This is a genomic window from Nonomuraea sp. WAC 01424 (genome assembly GCF_003947315.1).
In the GTDB taxonomy this organism is placed as follows: Bacteria; Actinomycetota; Actinomycetes; order Streptosporangiales; family Streptosporangiaceae; genus Nonomuraea; species Nonomuraea spiralis.
Window position 1 is genome coordinate 695963 of record NZ_QHHZ01000001.1, and the last position, 19197, is coordinate 715159.

22 protein-coding genes are annotated in these 19197 nt (G+C 71.3%); 6 read left to right on the forward strand and 16 right to left on the reverse strand.

All coding sequences use genetic code 11. From position 1 onward, the window contains the following. Nucleotides 1–20: 20 nt before the first annotated feature. From DMB42_RS03290 to DMB42_RS03300, 3 genes are all read right to left on the reverse strand, one after another. The gene (locus DMB42_RS03290) at nucleotides 21–785 is read right to left on the reverse strand and encodes a thioredoxin domain-containing protein (protein ID WP_125630381.1); all 765 of its coding nucleotides are present in this window, start codon (nucleotides 783–785) and stop codon (nucleotides 21–23) included. Next, a complete protein-coding gene (locus tag DMB42_RS03295) occupies nucleotides 757–1263 on the reverse strand; it encodes a MauE/DoxX family redox-associated membrane protein (RefSeq protein WP_125630383.1) in 507 nt (168 codons plus the stop codon). Before DMB42_RS03295 ends, DMB42_RS03290 begins: the two co-directional genes overlap by 29 nt. Before the next feature lie 144 nt (nucleotides 1264–1407). Beyond that, entirely contained in the window at nucleotides 1408–2247 is an 840-nt protein-coding gene (locus DMB42_RS03300) for an AraC family transcriptional regulator (protein ID WP_125630385.1), read from the reverse strand. A 105-nt stretch (nucleotides 2248–2352) separates the two neighbouring features. Between DMB42_RS03300 and DMB42_RS03305 the strand changes: the two genes are divergently transcribed. Next, nucleotides 2353–4083 carry a beta-galactosidase family protein gene (locus tag DMB42_RS03305; RefSeq protein WP_125630387.1) on the forward strand — a complete coding sequence of 577 codons (1731 nt, stop codon included), beginning with the start codon at nucleotides 2353–2355 and terminating at the stop codon, nucleotides 4081–4083. Nucleotides 4084–4174: 91 nt separating this feature from the next. On the opposite strand, the gene trpA is transcribed toward DMB42_RS03305, so the two are convergent. From trpA to DMB42_RS03350, 9 genes are all read right to left on the reverse strand, one after another. Beyond that, nucleotides 4175–4969, reverse strand: coding sequence for a tryptophan synthase subunit alpha (gene trpA, locus DMB42_RS03310; RefSeq protein WP_125630389.1), 795 nt, complete (start codon nucleotides 4967–4969; stop codon nucleotides 4175–4177). 87 nt (nucleotides 4970–5056) lie between these two features. Next, complete coding sequence (gene trpB / locus DMB42_RS03315) at nucleotides 5057–6280, reverse strand: tryptophan synthase subunit beta (protein ID WP_396981095.1); 1224 nt, start codon at nucleotides 6278–6280, stop codon at nucleotides 5057–5059. A gap of 20 nt (nucleotides 6281–6300) precedes the next feature. Then, the gene (trpC, locus tag DMB42_RS03320; RefSeq protein WP_125630391.1) at nucleotides 6301–7140 is read right to left on the reverse strand and encodes an indole-3-glycerol phosphate synthase TrpC; all 840 of its coding nucleotides are present in this window, start codon (nucleotides 7138–7140) and stop codon (nucleotides 6301–6303) included. A gap of 119 nt (nucleotides 7141–7259) precedes the next feature. Continuing rightward, a complete protein-coding gene (locus DMB42_RS03325; protein ID WP_125630393.1) occupies nucleotides 7260–7691 on the reverse strand; it encodes a DUF2752 domain-containing protein in 432 nt (143 codons plus the stop codon). 31 nt (nucleotides 7692–7722) lie between these two features. Continuing rightward, the gene (locus tag DMB42_RS03330) at nucleotides 7723–8295 is read right to left on the reverse strand and encodes a CD225/dispanin family protein (RefSeq protein ID WP_125630395.1); all 573 of its coding nucleotides are present in this window, start codon (nucleotides 8293–8295) and stop codon (nucleotides 7723–7725) included. 143 nt (nucleotides 8296–8438) lie between these two features. Next, a complete protein-coding gene (locus DMB42_RS03335) occupies nucleotides 8439–9083 on the reverse strand; it encodes a DUF4190 domain-containing protein (protein WP_125630397.1) in 645 nt (214 codons plus the stop codon). Nucleotides 9084–9191: 108 nt separating this feature from the next. Next, complete coding sequence (locus DMB42_RS03340) at nucleotides 9192–9818, reverse strand: TIGR02234 family membrane protein (RefSeq protein ID WP_125630399.1); 627 nt, start codon at nucleotides 9816–9818, stop codon at nucleotides 9192–9194. Between the two features lie 8 nt (nucleotides 9819–9826). Then, nucleotides 9827–10162 carry a phosphoribosyl-AMP cyclohydrolase gene (gene hisI / locus DMB42_RS03345; RefSeq protein WP_125630401.1) on the reverse strand — a complete coding sequence of 112 codons (336 nt, stop codon included), beginning with the start codon at nucleotides 10160–10162 and terminating at the stop codon, nucleotides 9827–9829. Between the two features lie 8 nt (nucleotides 10163–10170). Next, nucleotides 10171–10539, reverse strand: a complete 369-nt coding sequence (locus DMB42_RS03350) for an STAS domain-containing protein (protein ID WP_185844437.1) — start codon at nucleotides 10537–10539, stop codon at nucleotides 10171–10173. A 152-nt stretch (nucleotides 10540–10691) separates the two neighbouring features. Between DMB42_RS03350 and DMB42_RS03355 the strand changes: the two genes are divergently transcribed. Together DMB42_RS03355 and DMB42_RS03360 are read left to right on the forward strand one after the other, a co-directional pair. Beyond that, nucleotides 10692–11528, forward strand: coding sequence for an MEDS domain-containing protein (locus DMB42_RS03355; RefSeq protein ID WP_125630405.1), 837 nt, complete (start codon nucleotides 10692–10694; stop codon nucleotides 11526–11528). After that, nucleotides 11521–11922, forward strand: coding sequence for an ATP-binding protein (locus tag DMB42_RS03360; RefSeq protein WP_125630407.1), 402 nt, complete (start codon nucleotides 11521–11523; stop codon nucleotides 11920–11922). The genes DMB42_RS03355 and DMB42_RS03360 overlap by 8 nt, the downstream gene beginning before the upstream one ends. Before the next feature lie 8 nt (nucleotides 11923–11930). Here DMB42_RS03360 and DMB42_RS03365 read toward each other — a convergent pair whose 3' ends face one another. Further along, the gene (locus DMB42_RS03365) at nucleotides 11931–13709 is read right to left on the reverse strand and encodes an ABC transporter ATP-binding protein (RefSeq protein ID WP_125630409.1); all 1779 of its coding nucleotides are present in this window, start codon (nucleotides 13707–13709) and stop codon (nucleotides 11931–11933) included. Further along, entirely contained in the window at nucleotides 13706–15508 is a 1803-nt protein-coding gene (locus DMB42_RS03370; protein WP_185844471.1) for an ABC transporter ATP-binding protein, read from the reverse strand. Before DMB42_RS03370 ends, DMB42_RS03365 begins: the two co-directional genes overlap by 4 nt. Nucleotides 15509–15625: 117 nt before the next feature. Here DMB42_RS03370 and DMB42_RS03375 point away from each other — a divergent pair, with 117 nt between their 5' ends. The 3 genes from DMB42_RS03375 to DMB42_RS03380 all read left to right on the forward strand — a co-directional run bounded on the left by DMB42_RS03375 (nucleotide 15626) and on the right by DMB42_RS03380 (nucleotide 18004). After that, on the forward strand, nucleotides 15626–16255 hold the full coding sequence (locus DMB42_RS03375) for a TIGR03085 family metal-binding protein (protein ID WP_125630412.1): 630 nt from the start codon (nucleotides 15626–15628) through the stop codon (nucleotides 16253–16255). A gap of 163 nt (nucleotides 16256–16418) precedes the next feature. Next, nucleotides 16419–16580 (forward strand): hypothetical protein, encoded by a 162-nt coding sequence (locus tag DMB42_RS52945; RefSeq protein ID WP_185844438.1) that lies wholly within the window; start codon nucleotides 16419–16421, stop codon nucleotides 16578–16580. Nucleotides 16581–16642: 62 nt separating this feature from the next. Beyond that, nucleotides 16643–18004, forward strand: a complete 1362-nt coding sequence (locus tag DMB42_RS03380; protein ID WP_125630414.1) for a glutamine synthetase family protein — start codon at nucleotides 16643–16645, stop codon at nucleotides 18002–18004. Between the two features lie 39 nt (nucleotides 18005–18043). Here DMB42_RS03380 and hisF read toward each other — a convergent pair whose 3' ends face one another. Beyond that, on the reverse strand, nucleotides 18044–18805 hold the full coding sequence (hisF, locus tag DMB42_RS03385) for an imidazole glycerol phosphate synthase subunit HisF (RefSeq protein WP_125630416.1): 762 nt from the start codon (nucleotides 18803–18805) through the stop codon (nucleotides 18044–18046). Further along, entirely contained in the window at nucleotides 18802–19191 is a 390-nt protein-coding gene (locus DMB42_RS03390) for a Rid family hydrolase (protein ID WP_260477452.1), read from the reverse strand. The genes hisF and DMB42_RS03390 overlap by 4 nt, the downstream gene beginning before the upstream one ends. Nucleotides 19192–19197 lie beyond the last annotated feature (6 nt).

Consider the following 19197-nt stretch of genomic DNA (forward strand, 5'->3'; position numbering starts at 1 on the left):
GAGGGTAGCGCAGCCTGCGACTACTTCGCGGCCTTCGTGACCGCATCGCGAAGTTGCTGCGGCGAGAATGCCGCCTCGCCCATGCTGGTGCCGTTGAGCTTGACAGTGGGCGTGCCCTCGATCGCCTGGTCCTTCATGATCTTCGTACTGTCGGCCAGGACGGCGGACGCGTGCTTCTGGGACGTGACGCAACTCTCGAAATCGGGCGAGGTGACGCCGGCGTCCTTGCCCCACTCGACGAGCTGGTCGGTCTTGAAGCCCTCGACGGTCTCCGCCGGCTGGTTCTTGTAGATCAGGTCGTGGAAGGCCATCCACTGCTTGCCGTCGGCGACGCAGCGGGCGGCCGCGGCGGCCCGTACGGAGTTGGACTTCGTGGGCTCCCTGGAGAAGATCGTGATCGGGTGGAAGACGACCTTGGCCTTGCCCTCGGCGGCCAGGTTCTTGAAGGTCTGCCCGCTGACCCGCTCCAGCTCCTTGCAGACCGGACACTGGAAGTCCTCGTAGATGTCGACCACCGGCTGCGTGACCCCCGCCTTGGCCATCACCGCGCTGCCGTCGGGCTGCAGGGTGATCGGCGCGAGCCCGGCGCCGGCCTGCTCCGACTGCGAGGAGCTGGCCGCGTACCAGACGCCGAGGCCGACCGCGGCCACCGCGACCACGGCCGCCGTCGTGTAGGTCACCACCTTCTTGCGCCGGTCCTGGGCGCGTGCGGCGGCCTGCTGCTCCCTGATCTTGTCCCGCGCCGACATGCTGCGGTCAGACTTGGTGCGCTGCGCTTTGCTCATTTTCGTTCTCCTCTTCGTCACCTGTGTCCTCAGCACCCGCGAGTCCGAGCGCCCCGTCGAGGGCGAACCGTCCCGGCGGGAAGCAGGCTGTCCACGCGCCGAGCAGCACCAGCCCGAAGTCGCGCAGGATGTCGAGCAGATAGGCCGGCTCCTGTCCCGTCTCCAGCTGGCCGCCGCCGCCGAAGCAGCCGCAGTCGATCCGCAGGCCGTGCGCCCAGGCCCAGGCGATGCCGAACACGAAGGCGAACATGAGCAGCCCGGCGATCACCGCGGCCACCCTGGTCAGCAGACCGACGACCAGGAGCACGCCGACGACGATCTCCAGGATCGGCAGGGTGTAGCCCACCATCTCGGCGATCGACTCGGGCAGCAACTGGTACGCCTTGACCGCGACCACGGAGTCGGAGGGATTGCCGATCTTCAGCGCCCCCGCGACGATCAGCACACCCCCCAGGACCAGCCGGGCGACGGTCGTCACCCAGGGTATCGCCGATCTGCCGTTGTGTGACGGTTGTGACGCGGCCACAGGTGATCTCCTCTTTCTCTGCGCCGGGAATGCGCACAGTACCGGGATCTCATCCGATCACGCTCGGGATAAGAGTCGGCTAAGGCTGAGTCCCGTTCACGAAGTGGTAGGAATTCCACGATACTGCTGCGCTCGAAATTCACTGGGCGGCAGACCGGCGCGGCGGGTGAACAACCTGGTGAAATAGGCGGGATCGTCGTAGCCGACGCGCCGGGCCACGGCGGCGACCGGGAGGTCGGTGGTGGCCAGCAGGTCCTTGGCCCGGTTGAGCCTGATCGACAGTACGTAGTCCTTGGGGCTGCACCCGGCCAGCCGGCGTACGGCGAGGCGCAGCTCGGTCAGCGGCATGCCGAGGCGCCTGGCGTGCTCGGCGACCGGCACCGGCAGGCAGGCGTCCCTGGCCAGCCCGGCCAGCACCGGGTCGCCGTACGGGTCCTCGTCGGCGCGGCTGCGCCTGAGCGCGACCAGGACCTCGTGCACGACGGCCGAGGTCTCCACCTCCAGGTACGGGCCGCCCCTGCGGCACGCCTGGGCGATGCGCCCGATGGCGTGCGCGGCCGGCTCCGCGGTGGTGAGCGGGGTGACCGGGTTGGCCGCATCGACGAAGCCGAGGTCCTGGTAGGCGGTGGCGGCGGGGCCGGCGAAGTCGACGAACCACTCGTCCCAGCCGGTCTCGTGGGGGGCGTAGTGGTGGCGTACGCCGGGCAGGAGCCAGATGACGGCGGGCGCGACGACGTCCATGACCGGCCCGCCGGCCTGCGAGAACCAGCCGCGGCCCGCGGTGACCAGGACCGCGACGTGGTGTTGCAGCGTGCGCGGCCCGACCGTGGGCAGCCGCCCCTCCTGACGCCCGACGCCGAGGCACACCAGGCCGAGCCCGCGGTGCGCGGGACCGGGCGTGAGGTAGTGCATCCACGTGTTGTAGGGCGGCGTCATACGGTCTCCGCGGGTGAGTCCAACAGGTGCCCCGGGTTTGTCCATGGCCGTTGACCTGCGGTATCGGCAAGGCTGCGGGGCGAAATCCTATCGGAGGAAAGAGTCATGGGTGTTTTCTCGGTCGAGGACGGGACGTTCCGGCTCGACGGCGCGGAGTTCAGGGTGTTGTCGGGGGCGATGCACTATTTCCGGACGCATCCCGCGCAGTGGCGGCACCGGCTGGCGATGCTGCGGGCGATGGGGCTGAACACGGTCGAGACGTACGTGCCGTGGAACCTGCACGAACCGCGCCAGGGTGAGTTCCGCCGGATGTCGGAGCTGGGTGACTTCCTGGACGCGGCGGCGGAGGCGGGCCTGCTGGCGATCGTGCGGCCGGGGCCGTACATCTGCGCGGAATGGGACAACGGCGGCCTGCCCGCCTGGCTCACCGGCCGGATCAGGACCTCCGACCCCGAGTACCTGGGCCACGTGGACCGCTTCTTCGACCGGATCCTCCCGCAGGTCGCCGAGCGGCAGGTGACCCGCGGCGGGAACGTGATCATGGTCCAGGTGGAGAACGAGTACGGCTCCTACGGCAGCGACCATGCCTACCTGCGCCACCTGGCGGACGGCCTGCGGGCCAGGGGCGTCGAGGTGCCGCTGTTCACCTCCGACGGCCCGGCCGACTGGTATCTGACGGGCGGCACCGTGCCCGGCGTGCTGGCCACCGTGAACTTCGGCTCCGACCCCGACCGGGCCTTCGCCACGCTGCGCGAGCACCGCCCGGACGACCCGCTGTTCTGCATGGAGTTCTGGTGCGGCTGGTTCGACCACTGGGGTCAGCAGCACATGGCCAGGGACGCCGGCGACGCGGCCGCCGTCCTGGAGCGCATCCTGGAGCTCGGCGCGTCGGTGAACCTGTACATGGCCCATGGCGGCACCAACTTCGGCACCTGGGCGGGCGCCAACCAGACCGGCGAGCGGGCCATGGGCGACTGGCGGCCGACCGTCACGTCCTACGACTACGACGCGCCGATCGACGAGCGCGGCGCGCCGACGGAGAAGTTCTGGCGGTTCCGGGAGGTTCTGTCGCGGTTCGCGGGCGAGCCGCCCGAGGTGCCGCCGGTTCCGGACGTGTTGCCGGCGGCGACGCTGCGGCCGGTGCAGTCGGTGTCGCTGCGCGAGGCGCTGGAGGCGGTGGCGGGGCCTGAGGTGTCGGCGCCGGTGCCGCCGTCGTTCGAGGAGCTGGGGCTGGAGCACGGCCTGGTGTTGTACCGGGGGGAGGTGCCGGGGCCGCGGGGGGCGTACCGGCTGAGGCTGCCCGGGCTGCGCGACCGGGCGCACGTGCTCGTGGACGGCGTCCTGGCCGGGGTGTTCGAACGGGACGCCGAGGAGCCGGAGGTGACGGTGTCCGGCCCCGCGACGGTGGAGGTGCTGGTGGAGTCGATGGGACGGACGAACTACGGGCCGCTCACCGGCGAGAGCAAGGGCCTGACCGGCGGGGTGCTGCACCACCAGCAGTACCTGAACGGCTGGAGCGCGCGGCCGATCCCGCTGGAGGACGTCTCGGCGGTGCCGTTCGCCGACGGGGTGTCGTCCGACGGGCCGCGTTCGTTCTTCCGGTTCGAGCTGGAGGTGGCCGAGCCGGCGGACACGTTCCTGGCGCTGCCGGGCTGGGGCAAGGGGTACGTCTGGGTGAACGGCTTCTGCCTGGGCCGCTACTGGGCCAAAGGCCCGCAACACACCCTCTACGTCCCCGCCCCGCTACTGCGTTCCGGAACGAACGACATCATCGTCCTCGAACTGGACCAACCAGCCCAAACCCTCCACCTGACCCCCACCCCCACCCTCAGCTGACCGAACGCAGCGGGGCCGCTCGGCCCACCGAACGCATGAGAAAGGCGCGCCCCCGTACTTCCCGGGGACGCGCCTTCTTGACGTGTGTGGTTCAACGGCGGACGGCGCGGGCCATGTCCTTGGCGAGGGTCGTGATCGACTCGCGGCCCGCCGCCTCGTCGGGCGCGTCGAGGATGCGGCGGATGAACGCCGACCCCACGATCACGCCGTCGGCGTAGCCGGCCACCTCGGCCGCCTGCGCACCGGTGCCGACGCCCAGACCCACGCACACGGGCAGGTCGGTGTGCTCCCGAGTACGCTTGACCAGCCCCTCGGCCGCCGAGTTCACGCTCTCCCTGGCCCCCGTGACGCCCATCAGCGACGCGGCGTAGACGAAGCCGGTGCAGCAGTCGACCACGGCCTTGATGCGCTCCTCGGTGGAGCTGGGCGCCACCAGGAACACCGTGTCGATGCCCGCCTCGGCCGAGGCCGTGCGCCACGGCTCGGACTCCTCCGGCGTCAGGTCGGGCGTGATCGTGCCCACGCCGCCCGCGTTGGCCAGGTCACGGGCGAACCGGTCGGCGCCGTAGCGGTCGATCGGGTTCCAGTACGTCATGACGAGCGTGGCGGCCCCCGTGGCGGCCACCCCCTCGACCGTGCGCATCACGTCGGCGATGCGGGTGCCGTTGGTCAGCGACCGGTGCACCGCGTCCTGGATCGTCGGCCCGTCCATCAGCGGGTCGGAGTAGGGCAGGCCGATCTCGATGACGTCGCAGCCCGCCTCGACCAGGGCCGCGGCGGCGGCGATCGCACCGTCCTTGGACGGGAAGCCGGCAGGCAGGTAGCCGACGAGCGCGGCCCGGTTGTCCGCCTTCGCCTTGGCGAAAACCGTCTGAAGAGTCGTCATGTCTGTCCGTTTCGAAGGTCGAGTCCCACCATGATGCCCTGCCGCAGGCCGTCCCAGAATCCCCCGCGCCGCGCGGGCGAGGGGGCGTCAGAGGTTGAAGTACTTCATGGCGGTGCCCATGTCCTTGTCGCCGCGCCCGGAGAGGTTGACCAGGATCGTCGACTCGGGGCCGAGCTCGCGGCCCAGCTTCAGCGCGCCCGCCAGCGCGTGGGAGGACTCGATGGCCGGGATGATGCCCTCGGTCCTGGCCAGCAGCGAGAACGCCGACATGGCCTCGTCGTCGGTGACGCCGTGGTAGGTGGCGCGGCCGGAGTCCTTCAGCCAGGCGTGCTCGGGGCCGACGCCCGGGTAGTCGAGCCCGGCCGAGATCGAGTGGGACTCGATCGTCTGGCCCTCGTCGTCCTGCAGCACGTACGTGCGCGAGCCGTGGAGCACGCCCACCGAGCCGGCGGTCAGGGTGACGGTGAGCTCGCCGCTGTCGAGGCCGTGCCCGGCCGCCTCGTAGCCGTGCAGGGCCACGCCCTCGTCGTCGAGGAAGGCGTGGAAGATGCCGATGGCGTTGCTGCCGCCGCCGACCGCCGCGCACACCGCGTCGGGCAGCTTGCCGGTCAGCTCCAGCATCTGGCGGCGGGCCTCGAGGCCGATGATGCGCGCGAAGTCGCGCACGATCTCGGGGAAGGGGTGGGGGCCGGCGACCGTGCCGAACAGGTAGTGGGTGGTGTCGACGTTGGTCACCCAGTCGCGGAACGCCTCGTTGATGGCGTCCTTCAGCGTCTTGGAGCCGTTGTGGACCGGCACCACGGTGGCGCCGAGCAGCTTCATCCGCGCCACGTTGAGCGCCTGGCGCTCGCAGTCGACCGCGCCCATGTAGATGACGCACTCCAGGCCGAGCAGGGCGGCCGCGGTGGCCGTGGCCACGCCGTGCTGGCCGGCGCCGGTCTCGGCGATCACCCGCTTCTTGCCCAGGCGCTTGGTCAGCAGCGCCTGGCCCAGCACGTTGTTGATCTTGTGGGCGCCGGTGTGGGTGAGGTCCTCGCGCTTGAGCACGATGCGCGCGCCGCCGGCCTCCCCGCTGAAGCGCGGTACGTCGGTCAGCGTGGTCGGCCGCCCGGCGTACGTGCGCAGCAGGTGGTCGAACTCGCGCAGGAACTCCGTGTCGTTCTTGGCCTTCTCGTAGACCGCGGCCACCTCGTCGAGCGCCGGGATGAGCGCCTCGGGCACGTAACGGCCGCCGAAGATGCCGAACTTGCCGTGCAGGTCGGGGTCGTTGCCGTGCGCACCATTGCCGGCCAGGTCGGCGGCGGTGAGGATGGAGCCTTCGTTAGCCACTGCTATCCCTCTGCTGAGTGGTCGGGGCGCGTCGACGGGTGGGCGCCGGCGGTCACCAGCGCCTCCACGGCCTTGCGCGGATCCTTGCCGGTGACCAGGCTCTCCCCGACCAAGACGGCGTCGGCGCCGCCCCTGGCGTAGGCGAGCAGGTCGTGCGGGCCGCGCACGCCCGACTCGGCGATCTTGATCACATTATCCGGGATCTTCGGCGCCAGCTTGGCGAAGACGTCGCGGTCGACCTCAAGAGTCTTCAAATTACGCGCATTGACCCCGATGACCCGCGCCCCGGCGGCCACCGCCCGCTCCAGCTCCTCCTCGGTGTGCACCTCGACCAGCGGGGTGAGCCCGATGGACTCGGCCCGCTCGATCAGCGACACCAGCGCCTCCTGCTCCAGGCAGACGACCATCAGCAGCGCCAGGTCGGCGCCGTGGGCCCGGGCCTCCCAGAGCTGGTAGGAGGTGAGGATGAAGTCTTTACGCAGAATGGGGATGTCGACGCGGGCGCGGACGGCCGCGAGGTCCTCCAGGCTGCCGCCGAACTTGCGCCGCTCGGTCAGCACGCTGATCACGTGCGCCCCACCGGCCTCGTAGTCGGCGGCCAGGGCGGCGGGGTCGGCGATGGCGGCCAGCGCGCCCTTGGACGGGCTCGACCGCTTGACCTCGGCGATCACCGAGATCCTGTCACCCCCGAGGGCGGCCATGGCGTCTCTGGGCCCCTGGGCCCGCTCGGCTCTCCGCTTGAGCTCGTCGATCGACACGGCCTGTTGACGTGCGGCGAGATCGGCGCGCACCCCTTCGAGGATGTCGTCGAGGACACTCGGTCCTTCCGTCCGCTCACTCACGCGCTTGGGGTCCCTCCGGTTGACAGTGGGGGTGGCAGAGAGTTCGCCTCGCGTCCGCTCCCGGCCTTGTCCTGCGATGGTATCGGCCCCACCGGGGTCACCTCACCACAGGGCCCGTACTAGGGCGCGAGGAATGCTCCGAAGGGGAGGTTTCGGACGACCCAGTAGACCATGACGATCGCGAGGAAGGCCCACAGCCACGCCGGGTGGGCCAGAGTCGTCCGTCTCGGCCGCCCCTGCCAGGCCCGTACGACCCACCGCCCCCACCAGAACAGCAGGAACGGGATCATGGCGACGGCCAGCGGATTGAGCCCGAGGGCGGACACCGGGTCGAGGTGGGCCAGCGCGTGGACGGTGCGCAGCGTGCCGCAGCCGGGACAGTAGAGGCCGGTGACCCACAGGAACGGGCAGGTCGGGTAGTGGCCGGGCTGGTTGGGGTCGACCACGCCGACCACGCCGAACACGGCCCCCGTCGCGGCCGCAACACCGAGCGGCGCGAGGAGGCCCTTCAGCCGCCCCGTCCCCCGCCGCCCGGTTGTTGCGATGCTCATGCTCTCAGTATCCCGTCCCCTGGCACGAGCCCTAGTACGAGCTCGGGATGCTGCTCGTCGAGGCGGCCAGCAGGACGAACACCACCACGTAGAAGATGATGAGCAGGACGATGGCGATGATGCCGAAGATCAGGCTGCGCTTCCACCAGGTCTTGGCCTCCTCGGCGGCCTGCATCGCGCCCTGGTAGTCGCCGATCTGCCACTTGGAGTTGACCTGCGACGACTTCACGATCGCCACGATGCCGAGGGGCAGGCAGCAGAACAGGGTGGTGAGGATGGCCGGGACCAGCTGGTTGTCCGGCGGGGTCGCGCCGCCGCCGGGGCCGTACGCGCCACCGGGGTAGCCACCGGGCGGCTGCCCGTAACCGCCACCGCTCGGGGGCTGCTGGCCGTAGCCGCCACCACCGGGGGGCTGCTGACCGTAACCGCCGCCACTCGGGGGCTGCTGGCCGTAGCCGCCACCACCGGGGGGCTGCTGACCGTAACCGCCGCCGCTCTGGGGCTGCTGGCCGTAGCCGCCACCACCGCTCGGCGGCTGCTGACCGTAACCGCCGCCGGGCGGCTGGGCGCCGTAACCACCGTCGCCCTGGTTTCCGTAACTCATGCTCATGACTCCTCATGTCGTCATCGTGAAGCGAGTTGCGCGCGGCAGCCTAGCGAGAAACCATCCCCTACGTGGACTAACGCCCATCTTGCGGACAATTCGTAATCACACCGCAAGCGAGGCGTCACGCTGCGCCCCTCCGCCTACGAGTAGTCGCTGACGGAGGCGGCCGACCCGAGGCCGATCAGGGTGAGCCAGAACCCGCCGAAGAAGATCCAGAAGAGCACGAAGAGCGCGACCATGATGTAGGAGGTCACCAGGCCCCCCATCGCCATGCCCTGCCCCTCCTCCCCCGTGCGCTTGATGCGGCTGAGCGCGATGTGGCCGAGGACGACGCCGATGATGCTGGTCGCGCCGCAGGTGATCAGGCCGACGATGCCGAGGATGAGCGAGGCCACCGCCATGCCGTTGGTCGAGCGCGGCTGCTGCGGGGGGCCGTAGCCGTAGCCGGGCTGGCCGTAGCCCTGCTGGCCGTAGCCCTGCTGCCCGTAGCCGGGCTGGGCGTAGCCGCCGCTCGGGGGCTGGGGCTGCTGGCCGTAGCCGAGGGGCTCCTGGGGGTAGCTCGGGGGTTGCTGGTTGTAGCCGTAGCCGCCGCCGCTGGGCGGCTGCTGGCCGTAGCCGCCGCCACTCGGGGGCTGCTGGCCGTAGCCGCCGCCGCTCGGGGGCTGCTGGCCGTACCCCGGGCCCTGACCGTAACCGCCGCCGCCCGTGGGCGGCTGCTGACCGTAACCGCCGCCGGGTGGCTGCGAGCCGTAGCCGCCGCTGCCGCCCTGGTCCCCGTAGCTCATGAGCTGGCTCCTCGTTGTCTTTTGGCGATTTGCAACGGCAGCATATTGAGAAAAGGTTTGCCAAGCAGACAGAGGTTCAGAACCGTGGAGATTTCGTGACTACCGCCCTCAGGGGCGATCCGGGGACTCCGTGGGGTCGTCGCCGCGGTCGAGCGCGTCCCACAGCTCGCGGTCCTCATGCCCCTTGCGCGCCGGGGCCGCGGCCCCGCCCGCCCTCGCGCCCGCCATCGCGCCGGCCCTGTCGCCCGCCCTCTCGTAGCGCGCCGACATGCCCGCCCACCTGCCGCCGCGCAGCGCCGCCAGCACGCCGCCGGCCAGGAGCAGGAGCCCGCCGAGCCCGGCCACGACCGGCCAGGCCGGCACCGGCTCCCAGGGCAGGCCGGCCACCGCGCGCAGCGCGTTGCGCTCGCGCAGCCATCCGGTGACGTTGGCCGAGGACAGCGCCGCCCACGTGCCGCCCGCCGCGCCCGCGCCGCACAGCGCGACCAGCACGCCGACGACCCGCCGCCCGACGCCCTTGGTGGCCAGCACGGCCACCGCGCCCGCCAGCCCCGCCAGCGCCAGCGGCGTCAGTACGGGCCCCAGCTCACCGCCGGTGGGCGCGACCGCGTCGGCGGCCTGCGCGCCGAGCACCCGCACCCAGATCTGCCCCGCCGCCAGCAGCACCAGGCAGCTTCCCACGACGGTCAGCGCCAGCCAGCCCCACAGCTCGCGCCGCCCCTTGCCGGAGACCATGTCGCGCCCTAACCCAGCAGACCGGCGTCGAAGCAGGTGCGGTCGCCGGTGTGGCACGCGGCGCCGACCTGGTCGACCTTGAGCAGGATGGTGTCGCCGTCGCAGTCGAGCGCCACGCTCTTGACGTGCTGCACGTGACCGGAGGTGTCGCCCTTGACCCAGAACTCCTCACGGCTGCGCGACCAGTAGGTGGCGCGGCCGGTGGTGAGCGTGCGGTGCAGCGCCTCGTCGTTCATCCAGGCCATCATGAGCACCTCGCCGGTGTCGTGCTGCTGGGCGATGGCGGGCACGAGGCCTTCTGCATTGCGCTTCAGCCGCGCGGCGATCTCGGGGTCGAGGGACATGTTGCCATTCAACCAGCCCGCCCCCGTGCTCCCGCCCCCGGCTGTGCCAGGGCCTGCGAGAGGGTCTCGTGGATGGGGAACAGGGCGGCGAGGTTGGTCCTGCGCAACCGGCGCAGCACCTGCCCGTCGGAGGCCACCAGCGCCATCGTGCCGTTCCTGTCGCGCAACGCGGCGAGCTGCCGCACCAGGACCCCGAGCCCCGTGGTGTCGATGAAGGTCAGCCCGGTCAGGTCGACCACCAGCCGCGGACCGTGCGCCTCCACCGCCTCGTCGAGGCATTTCCTGACCCGGGAGACGTTGTCGACGTCGACCTCGCCCGCGAGGGTGACCACCACGAGCTCCCCGTGCCGGCTGTGCGTCATCTCCAGAACTTCCACGCCCATGCTCCTCATAACCCCTCCACTGGGCGGCCCCGCCGAAAAGGTACACCTCGCAGCATCGCGTCACGGTGTGTTTTGCGGAGAACGCGCTACGTGATCACGGGCATCACGGTAATTTCGAGGCGGCGCGTACGAGGGAGGACACCATCGTGGTGCACGTCGCGGGCTCGGTCCTCGATCCCGATCTGGGGGACCACGTCTGCCTGCCGTTCGACGGAGACCGGCAGCGCATGGCGGCCACCAGGCTGTTCACGCTCAACGGCCTGCGCCGCCGGACCAAGGTCCTGATCATCACCCATGCGGAGACCCCGGAGCGCACCCGCGGCTGGCTGGCGCCGCTCGTCCCCGGGTTCGACGACGCCGAGGCGGCCGGCCAGGTGGAGATCCTGGCCTGCGCCGACGCCCACCTCACCGGCGGCGCCCTCGATCCGGACCGCGTGCTGCACGGCCTGGCCGACGCCCACCACCGGGCCCGCCGGCACGGCCAGGCCGTCGTGTACGCCCTGATCGACGCCTCATGGGGAGCGCGCGACGCGCGGGCCCAGGCGGCCTTCGAGGCGGCGGCCAACGAGCTGTTCGGCGAACGCTGGCTGGCCGCGGTGTGCCAGTACGACCGCGGCCTGTTCCCCCTCGACGCCATCGAGCGGGCCACCGCGGTCCATCCCATCGCCCCCGAGCAGGCCCTGATGCGCTTCGCCAACACCTCCTCGCCGCCGGGGCTACGGGTGTGGGGCGACCTCGACCTCACCAACAGGCCGGCGTTCGCCTCGGTGCTGGCGCGGCTGGAGAAGGAGCCGGGGCAGGTCGTGATCGACGCCTCCCAGCTCGGCTTCATCGACGCCGGCTCGGCCCAGCTGCTGACGTTCACGGCCGCGGCCAGGCCGTACGGGTCCACCTCGGTCGTCTGCGCCGAGCCGGTGGCCCGGGTGCTGCGGCTCGTCAGGGCCGACGAGTTCGTGGTCGTCCGCCGGGTGGGCGATGCGTAGGCAGGTGCTCCGGGCGACCTTCGCCCGCGGGCGCATCACGTGCCTGCGCAGGGCCGTGGCCGAGCAGGCCGCCTACGAGGGGCTGAGCGGGCGGCGGCTGGAGGACTTCGTGCTGGCGGTCAACGAGGTCACCACCAACGCGGTCCTGCACGGCGGCGGGCACGGGCGGCTGCGGCTGTGGTCGCGCGACGGGCGCCTGTGGTGCGAGGTCACCGACGAGGGCCCGGGGCTGCCGCCCGGCTGGATGAGCGGCGCGCGCCCGCCCGCGGGGTTCGAGTTCCGCGGGCGGGGGCTGTGGCTGACCCGGATGTTGTGCGACCACATCACGATCGTGTCCGGGCCCGGGGGCACGAGCGTGACGTTCGCCGCCGCCCTCGACCAGGACCGCGCCTAGGAGTACGCCTACGAGTGCGCCGCCGAGACCCAGGAGGCGTGCAGGTCGGCGTACACGCCCGGCTGGGTGACCAGGTCGGCGTGCGGGCCGAACTGCACCAGGCGGCCGGCGTCGAACACCAGCACCTCGTCGGCGTTCTCGGCGGTCGAGAGCCGGTGGGCGATCGAGATTGCGGTACGCCCCCTGGTGACGCCTTCCAGGGCGCGGGCCAGGCGTACCTCGGTGGCCGGGTCGACGGCCGAGGTGGCCTCGTCCAGCAGCAGCAGGTCGGGGTCGGCGAGGTAGGCGCGGGCCAGGGCGACGAGCTGGCGCTCCCCCGCCGACAGCGACTCGCCGCGCTGGCCGACGGGCGTGTCCAGGCCCGCGGGCAGGCCCTCGACCCAGTCGGCCAGGCCCAGCTCGGTCAGCGCCAGCTCGATCGCCTCGCGGGTCGCCGCCGGCCTGCCGTACCGGACGTTGTCCTCCAGGGTGCCGTCGAACAGGAAGCCGTCCTGCGGGACCATGACGATGCGTTCGCGCAGGGAGGAGAAGCGCACGTCGCGCAGGTCGTGGCCGTCCACGGTGACGCGCCCCCCGACCGGGTCCATGAGGCGGGTCAGGAGCTTGGCGAACGTGGTCTTGCCCGACCCGGTCTCACCCACGACGGCGATGCGCGAGCGCGGCGGGATCTCCAGCGCGATCTCGCGCAGGACCGGCGGACCGCCCGGGTAGGAGAAGTGCACGCCCTCGAACGCCACCGAGATCGGGCCCCGGGGCAGCCGTACGCCCTTCTCGCCGGGGTCGGCGACGTCCGGCGGGGTGTCCAGGACGCCCAGGATGCGGCGGTAGCCGGCCACCGCGTTCTGGGCCTCGTTCAGCACCTCGGTGGCGGTCTGCAGGGGCGAGACGAACAGCGTGACCAGGAAGAGGAAGGCCACCAGCTTGCCCGCCGTGATGTCGCCGGACACGCCGAGCCGGACCCCGAGCAGGACGATCCCGGCGATGGCCAGCGCGGCCACGATCTCGGTCAGCGGGAAGACGAAGCCGACGATGGTCTGCGCCTTGATCTGGGCGGTCCTGTTGGCGTCCACGGCCTTGTCGATGCGCTCGGCGGTGCGCCGCTCGGAGGCGTAGGCCCGGATGACGGCGGCGCCGACGACGGACTCGCTGACCGCGGCGAGCATGTCGCCGGTCCGCTCACGCACGGTCGTGTACGCCCGCGACAACAACCGCTGGAACCGCGGCAACGCGATCACCAGCGGGACGAAGCAGACCCACACCAGCAGCGTGAGCTGCCAGGAGTAGACCAGCATGAGCACGCTGGCCACGAAGAGCTGGCCGAACGCCACGATGATCATCAGCCCGCCCCACTGCATGAACGTGCTGATCTGGTCGATGTCGTTGGTGACGCGCGAGACCAGCGCGCCGCGGCGCTCGCTGTTCTGGGTGAGCACCGACAGGTCGTGCACGTGCCGGAAGCCGCGTACGCGCAGGCTGGCCAGCGAGGACTCGGTGGCCTTGTACAGGCGCACGTTCATGATGTAGCCGGCCAGCGCGGTCAGCACCACGGCCGCGGCGCACACCAGGACAGCCCGGGTGATGTACGGCAGGTCGGGCGTGCCGCCCTTGATGCCGGTGTCGATCGTCTGCTGCACCGCGATCGGGACGATGATCTTGCCGACGGTCGCGACGACGGCCAGCGCCAGCGTGCCGGCCAGGCCCTTGCGGAACTCGGGGGTGAGCGACAGGCCGTGCCAGATGGTGGCCAGCGCGGACCGCTCGACGTTGCCCTGGAGCGCCTCGCTCATGCGCTGACCTCTTCCTCTTCCTCTTCGGCGTCCTCGGCCAGCGACAGGTCGATGGCGGCCCGCTCGGCCTCCTCGCGCTCGTAGGCGGTCACCAGGTTGCGGTAGCCGAGGCAGCGTACGAGCAGTTGCTCGTGGGTCCCGCGGTCCACGACGCGGCCGTGGTCCAGGTAGACCACCTCGTCGGCCAGGGCGATGGTGGCCATCCGGTAGGCGACGACCACGACGGTGGAGGCTTCGGCGGTGTCGCGGAGCCCGTGCAGGATCTTGGCCTCGACCTGGGGGTCGACGCTGGAGGTGGCGTCGTCGAGGATGAGCAGGCGCGGGCGGCGGACCACCGCGCGGGCCAGGGCCAGGCGCTGGCGCTGGCCGCCGGACAGCGACGCGCCGCGCTCGCCGACGCGGGTGTCGAGCCCGTCGCCGAGGCGGCCGACGAAGCCGTCGGCCTGGGCCAGGCGCAGCGCCGCCCACACGTCCTCGTCGCCGGTGTCCAGGCCGAGCGCGATGTTGCCGCGTACGGTGTCGTCGAACAGGAACGTCTGCTGCGGCACCAGCGATGCGGAGTCGGCGATGGCGCCGTAGGGCAGGTCGCGTACGTCCACGCCGTCGAGCAGCACCTGTCCGGCGGCCGGGTCGACGAGCCGGACGAGAAGCTGCACCAGGGTCGACTTGCCCGACCCGGTCGGCCCCACGAGCGCCACGGTACGGCCCTGCGGCACGTCGAAGGTGACGTCGTGCAGCACCTCGGCCTCGCCGTACGCGTACGACACGCCGGCCACCTTCAGCTCGGCGGGGCCGGACGACGTCACGGAGGAGTCGCCGTACTCCATGGAGCCCTCGGCGTCGAGCACGGCCTGCACCCGCTGCCAGCCGACGACGCTGCGCGGCAGCTCGGCCAGCACCCAGCCGAGCGCCCTGATCGGGAAGGCCAGCAGCGTGAACAGGTAGGCGACCTGCACCAGGTCGCCGGAGTCGATCGCGCCCGTGGACAGGCGCAGCGCGCCGACCGCGAGCACGAGGAGCACGCCGATCGTGGGCAGCGCCTCCAGCATGGGGTCGAACAGCCCGCGCACGCGGCCGACGGCGATGTTGGCGTCGCGCAGCTCGTGGGCGCGGCGGCGGAAGCGGTCGGTCTCCAGCTCCTCACGTCCGAGGGTCTTGATGACCAGGGCGCCGTCGAAGCTCTCGTGGGCGATCTCGCTGACCTCGGCGCGCAGTTGCTGGGCGCGGGTGGCGAGCGGGCTGAGGCGGCGCTGGTAGATCAGGTTCAGCACGGCGATGGCCGGGAAGATCAGGAAGCCCACCAGCGCGAGCACGAGGTCGGTGAACACCATCGCGACGGCCGCGGTGAACAACATGACCAGCACGCCGACGGCCATCGGCAGCGGCGCGAGGGGCGCCCAGGCGGCCTCGGCGTCGGCGCTGGCGTTCGACAGGAGCTGGCCGGTCGGGTGCCGGTGGTGCCACGACAGCGGCAGGCGCAGGTACTGCTTGGTCACGTCCCTGCGTGACCTGGCCTGCATGCGGTACTGCACGACACCGGCCAGGATGCGCCGTCCGGCCACGCCGATCGCCTTCAGCAGCGCGGTGCCGATGATCAGCAGTGCCGCGGTCCACAGGGCGCCGGCGGCGGTCTGGCCCCGGTCGAAGGCGGGCAGCACCACGTTCTGCGTCGCCCAGCCCAGTGCCCAGGCCGAGGCGACGGTCATGCCGCCGTAGACCGCGCTGGCCAGCGCGGCCATCGCGAACACGGCTCTCTCCGTGCGAATGGCCACCCCAAGGACACGCAGCCCTTGACGCATGACGGCCGAGGTGACCTTGCTCGCCACTCGGTGTTTGTCCCTTCAAACGTCGAAATTTCTACCTATGTCCCTATCACGTCTGATCAGCTCCTTATTCCCACAGGTAGGCTTGGTCACGTGACTCTCGCTCGTGGCGAACGTTCCGCGCTCTGCGACCTGTTCGACCGGCTCGGCCCCGACGCGCCCACGCTGTGCGCGGGGTGGACCACCTACGACCTGGCCGCCCACCTCGTGCTGCGCGAGCGCCGGCCGGACGCCATGGGCGGCATCGCGATCGGCGCGCTGGCGGGTTACACGGCCTCGGTCCAGAACGGCCTGAAGGCCAGGCACCCCTACCCCGAGCTGGTCGGCGTCGTACGCCGGCCGGGCGGCGTCTACGGGCTGCTGCCCTTCCTCGACGAGGCGGTCAACACGCTGGAGTTCTTCGTCCACCACGAGGACGTACGCCGGGCCCAGCCCGGGTGGGAGCCGCGCGAGCTGCCGGCCGAGCTCGACCGGCTCATCTGGAAGCGGGTCGCGACCGGCGCCCGGCTCATGCTGCGCCGCTCACCGGTCCGGCTGGTGCTGCGCCGCACCGGCGGCGGGGTGGCTCTCGGCGGCGCCAAGGACGGCGCGAAGGTGCAGGTGAGCGGCCCCGCCTCGGAGCTGCTGCTGTTCTGCTTCGGCCGGCAGGCGCACGCCAGGGTGGAGCTGACCGGTGACGACGCCGCCGTGTCCCAGGCGGCCGGAGCGCGGCTCGGATTCTGACCGAACCCCTCGGCCCAGAAACCTCTCGTCTTAAACCTTCAGCCCGTACGATGGCACAGGAAAGAAGCCCCCCGGTTAGGATCTTGGACATCTTCACAGAAGATGACCGTGATCGCCCAGATCCGGGTATATACGGCTGGGAATGGACTGCAGGAGGCCCCCCATGCAGGTCAAGAAGGTGGCTACGTACGTTCTGGTGGCGTTCGTGGTCTTCTACCTGTTCACCCGGCCGGCCCAGGCGGCGGCCGCGGTCAACGGCGTGTTTGACGGAATTGTCCAAGGAGCCAACCAATTGGCGGTCTTCTTCACAAATGTTCTGACCTGATGGCTGCGTTCTGTCGGCGTTAGGTGCTTCCCCGCGCTGACAGATCGTGTTACGCAGGCAGGATGAGAGATCGCCCCAGCGGCACCAAGATCAATCAGCTCGATCCGCACGCCAGGCGCGTCCTGGAACGGGCGGAGCTCGAGGGCGTCGAGCTGATTCGTTTCCTGTACGCCGACCACGGCGGCGTGGTCCGTGGCAAGGCGGCGTCCCGGTCCCGGCTGGCCGAACGGCTCGGCTCGGGCATCGGGCACACGGTGGCCATGATGGCGATGAACATGCTCGACCAGCTTCAGGAGGTCGAGCACCTGGGTCCGGTGGGCGAGGTACGCATCGTCCCCGACCCGGCGACGTTCGTTCTGCTGCCGCATGCGCCGGGTGCCGCCGCGATGTTGTCGGACCTGCGCCGGCCCGACGGGTCGCCGTGGGAAGCCTGCGCGCGGACGTTCCTCAAGGACGCCGTGACCGAGCTGGCCGGCGACGGCTACCGGATCGAGGCCGCGTTCGAGCCCGAGTTCACGCTCGGCCGGCGCCTGCCCGACCCCGGCGGCGGCCCCGACCGGCTGGTGCCGCTCGACGACTCTCTTTGTTATGCCAACACGGGCTTCGACACCGCGCACGACTACACGATCAAGCTCATGCGCGCGATGGAGACCCAGGGGCTGCACGTCGAGCACTACCACCCCGAGCTCGGCCCCGGCCAGCAGGAGTTGTCGGTACGCCACGCGCCCGCGCTGCGCGCCGCCGACAACCACGTGCTCTACCGCGAGACCGTGCGCGGCGTGGCCATGCGCATGGCGATGTGGGCCTCGCTGGCCCCCAAACCCCTGGCCGACCAGGCCGGCAACGGCGCCCACCTGCACCTGTCACTGTGGCGCGACAACCAGAACCTGTTCGCCGAGGACGGCGAGGCGCGTACGCACTTCATCGGCGGCCTGATCGCCCACCTGCCCGCCCTCACCGCCCTGACCTGCGGCAGCGTCAACAGCTTCCGCCGGCTCGCGCCCCGCATGTGGTCCAGCGCGTACGCGGTCTACGGCCCCGACAACCGGGAGGCGGCCGTCCGGGTGTGCTCACCCCTGGGCGAGAGCGGCGAGCCGAACCTGGAGCTGAAACCGTCAGACTCCTCGGCCAACCCGTACCTGTCGCTCGGGGCGGTCATCCACGCCGGGCTCGACGGCATCCGGCGCAAGCTCGACCCGGGCGAGGCCGTCGAGGTCGACCCCGACACCCGGCCGGACCGCTACCAGCGCCTGCCCGCCTCGCTGGAGGAGGCGCTCGACGCGCTGGAGGACGACGAACTGCTCATGGAGGCGCTCGGGCCGCTGCGCCGCAGCGCGTACCTGGCGGTCAAGCGTTCGGAGGCGGCCGCGTTCGCCGCCCAGGACGCCTCCTACGAGCTCTTCCACCACATGCGGGTGTTCTGACCGGCCGCCGGTCCGCGCGGACGGGACCGGCGGGCGGCCTCAGCGGACCGGGTAGCCCGCCATTCGCAGGGTCTCCTTGACGTCGCCGATCTTCAGGGTGCCGAAGTGGAACACGCTGGCCGCCAGCACGGCGTCCGCCCCGGCCGCGATGGCCGGCGGGAAGTCCTCCAGGCGGCCGGCGCCGCCGCTGGCGATCACCGGCACCCGCACCGCCGCGCGCACCGCGTGCAGCAGCTCCAGGTCGTAGCCGTCGAGGGTGCCGTCGCCGTCCATCGAGTTGAGCAGGATCTCGCCCACGCCCAGCTCCTCGCCGCGCGCCGACCACTCCACGGCGTCGATCCCGGTGCCACGCCGGCCGCCGTGGGTGGTCACCTCGAACCCGCTGGGCATGCCGGGCGCCCGGCGGGCGTCGACCGACAACACGACGCACTGCGCGCCGAACCGCCGCGACGCCTCGGTCAGCAGCTCGGGCCGGGCGATGGCCGCGGTGTTCAGTGACACCTTGTCGGCCCCGGCCCGCAGCAGCCGGTTGATGTCGTCGACCACGCGCACGCCCCCGCCCACGGTGAGCGGGATGAACACCTGCTCGGCGGTGCGGCGCACCACGTCGAGCATGGTCTCCCGCTCGCCCGAGGAGGCGGTGATGTCGAGGAAGGTCAGCTCGTCGGCGCCCTCCTCGTCGTAGCGCCTGGCCAGCTCGACCGGATCTCCCGCGTCGCGCATGTTCTCGAAGTTGACGCCCTTGACCACCCGCCCGGCGTCCACGTCGAGACAGGGGATCACTCTTACCGCCACGGTCATGCTCGTAGTGCCTCGATTTCGATCTCGACCAGCATTCGAGGGTCGACCAGCCCGGCGACCCTCACTCCTGTGCAGGCGGGCCGCACGTGCCCGAAGACCTCGTAGATGGCCCGGCCGACGAGGTCGAAGTGGCGCTGCTCCACCACGTAGTAGCGGACCATCACGACGTCCTCGCGGGTCAGGCCGCCGATCTCGACCGCGTCGAGCGCGATGTCGATCGCGGTGAGGCCCTGACGGTAGGCGTCGCCGATGTGGCGTACCTCGCCGTCGATCGTGGCCGTGCACCCGGACACGATCACGCGCTCTCCCACGACCACGGCGCGCGCGTAGCCGTACTTCTCCTCCCAGACGCCGCCCGAAAACACCCTCGGACCGGTGCTTTCCATGCTTAC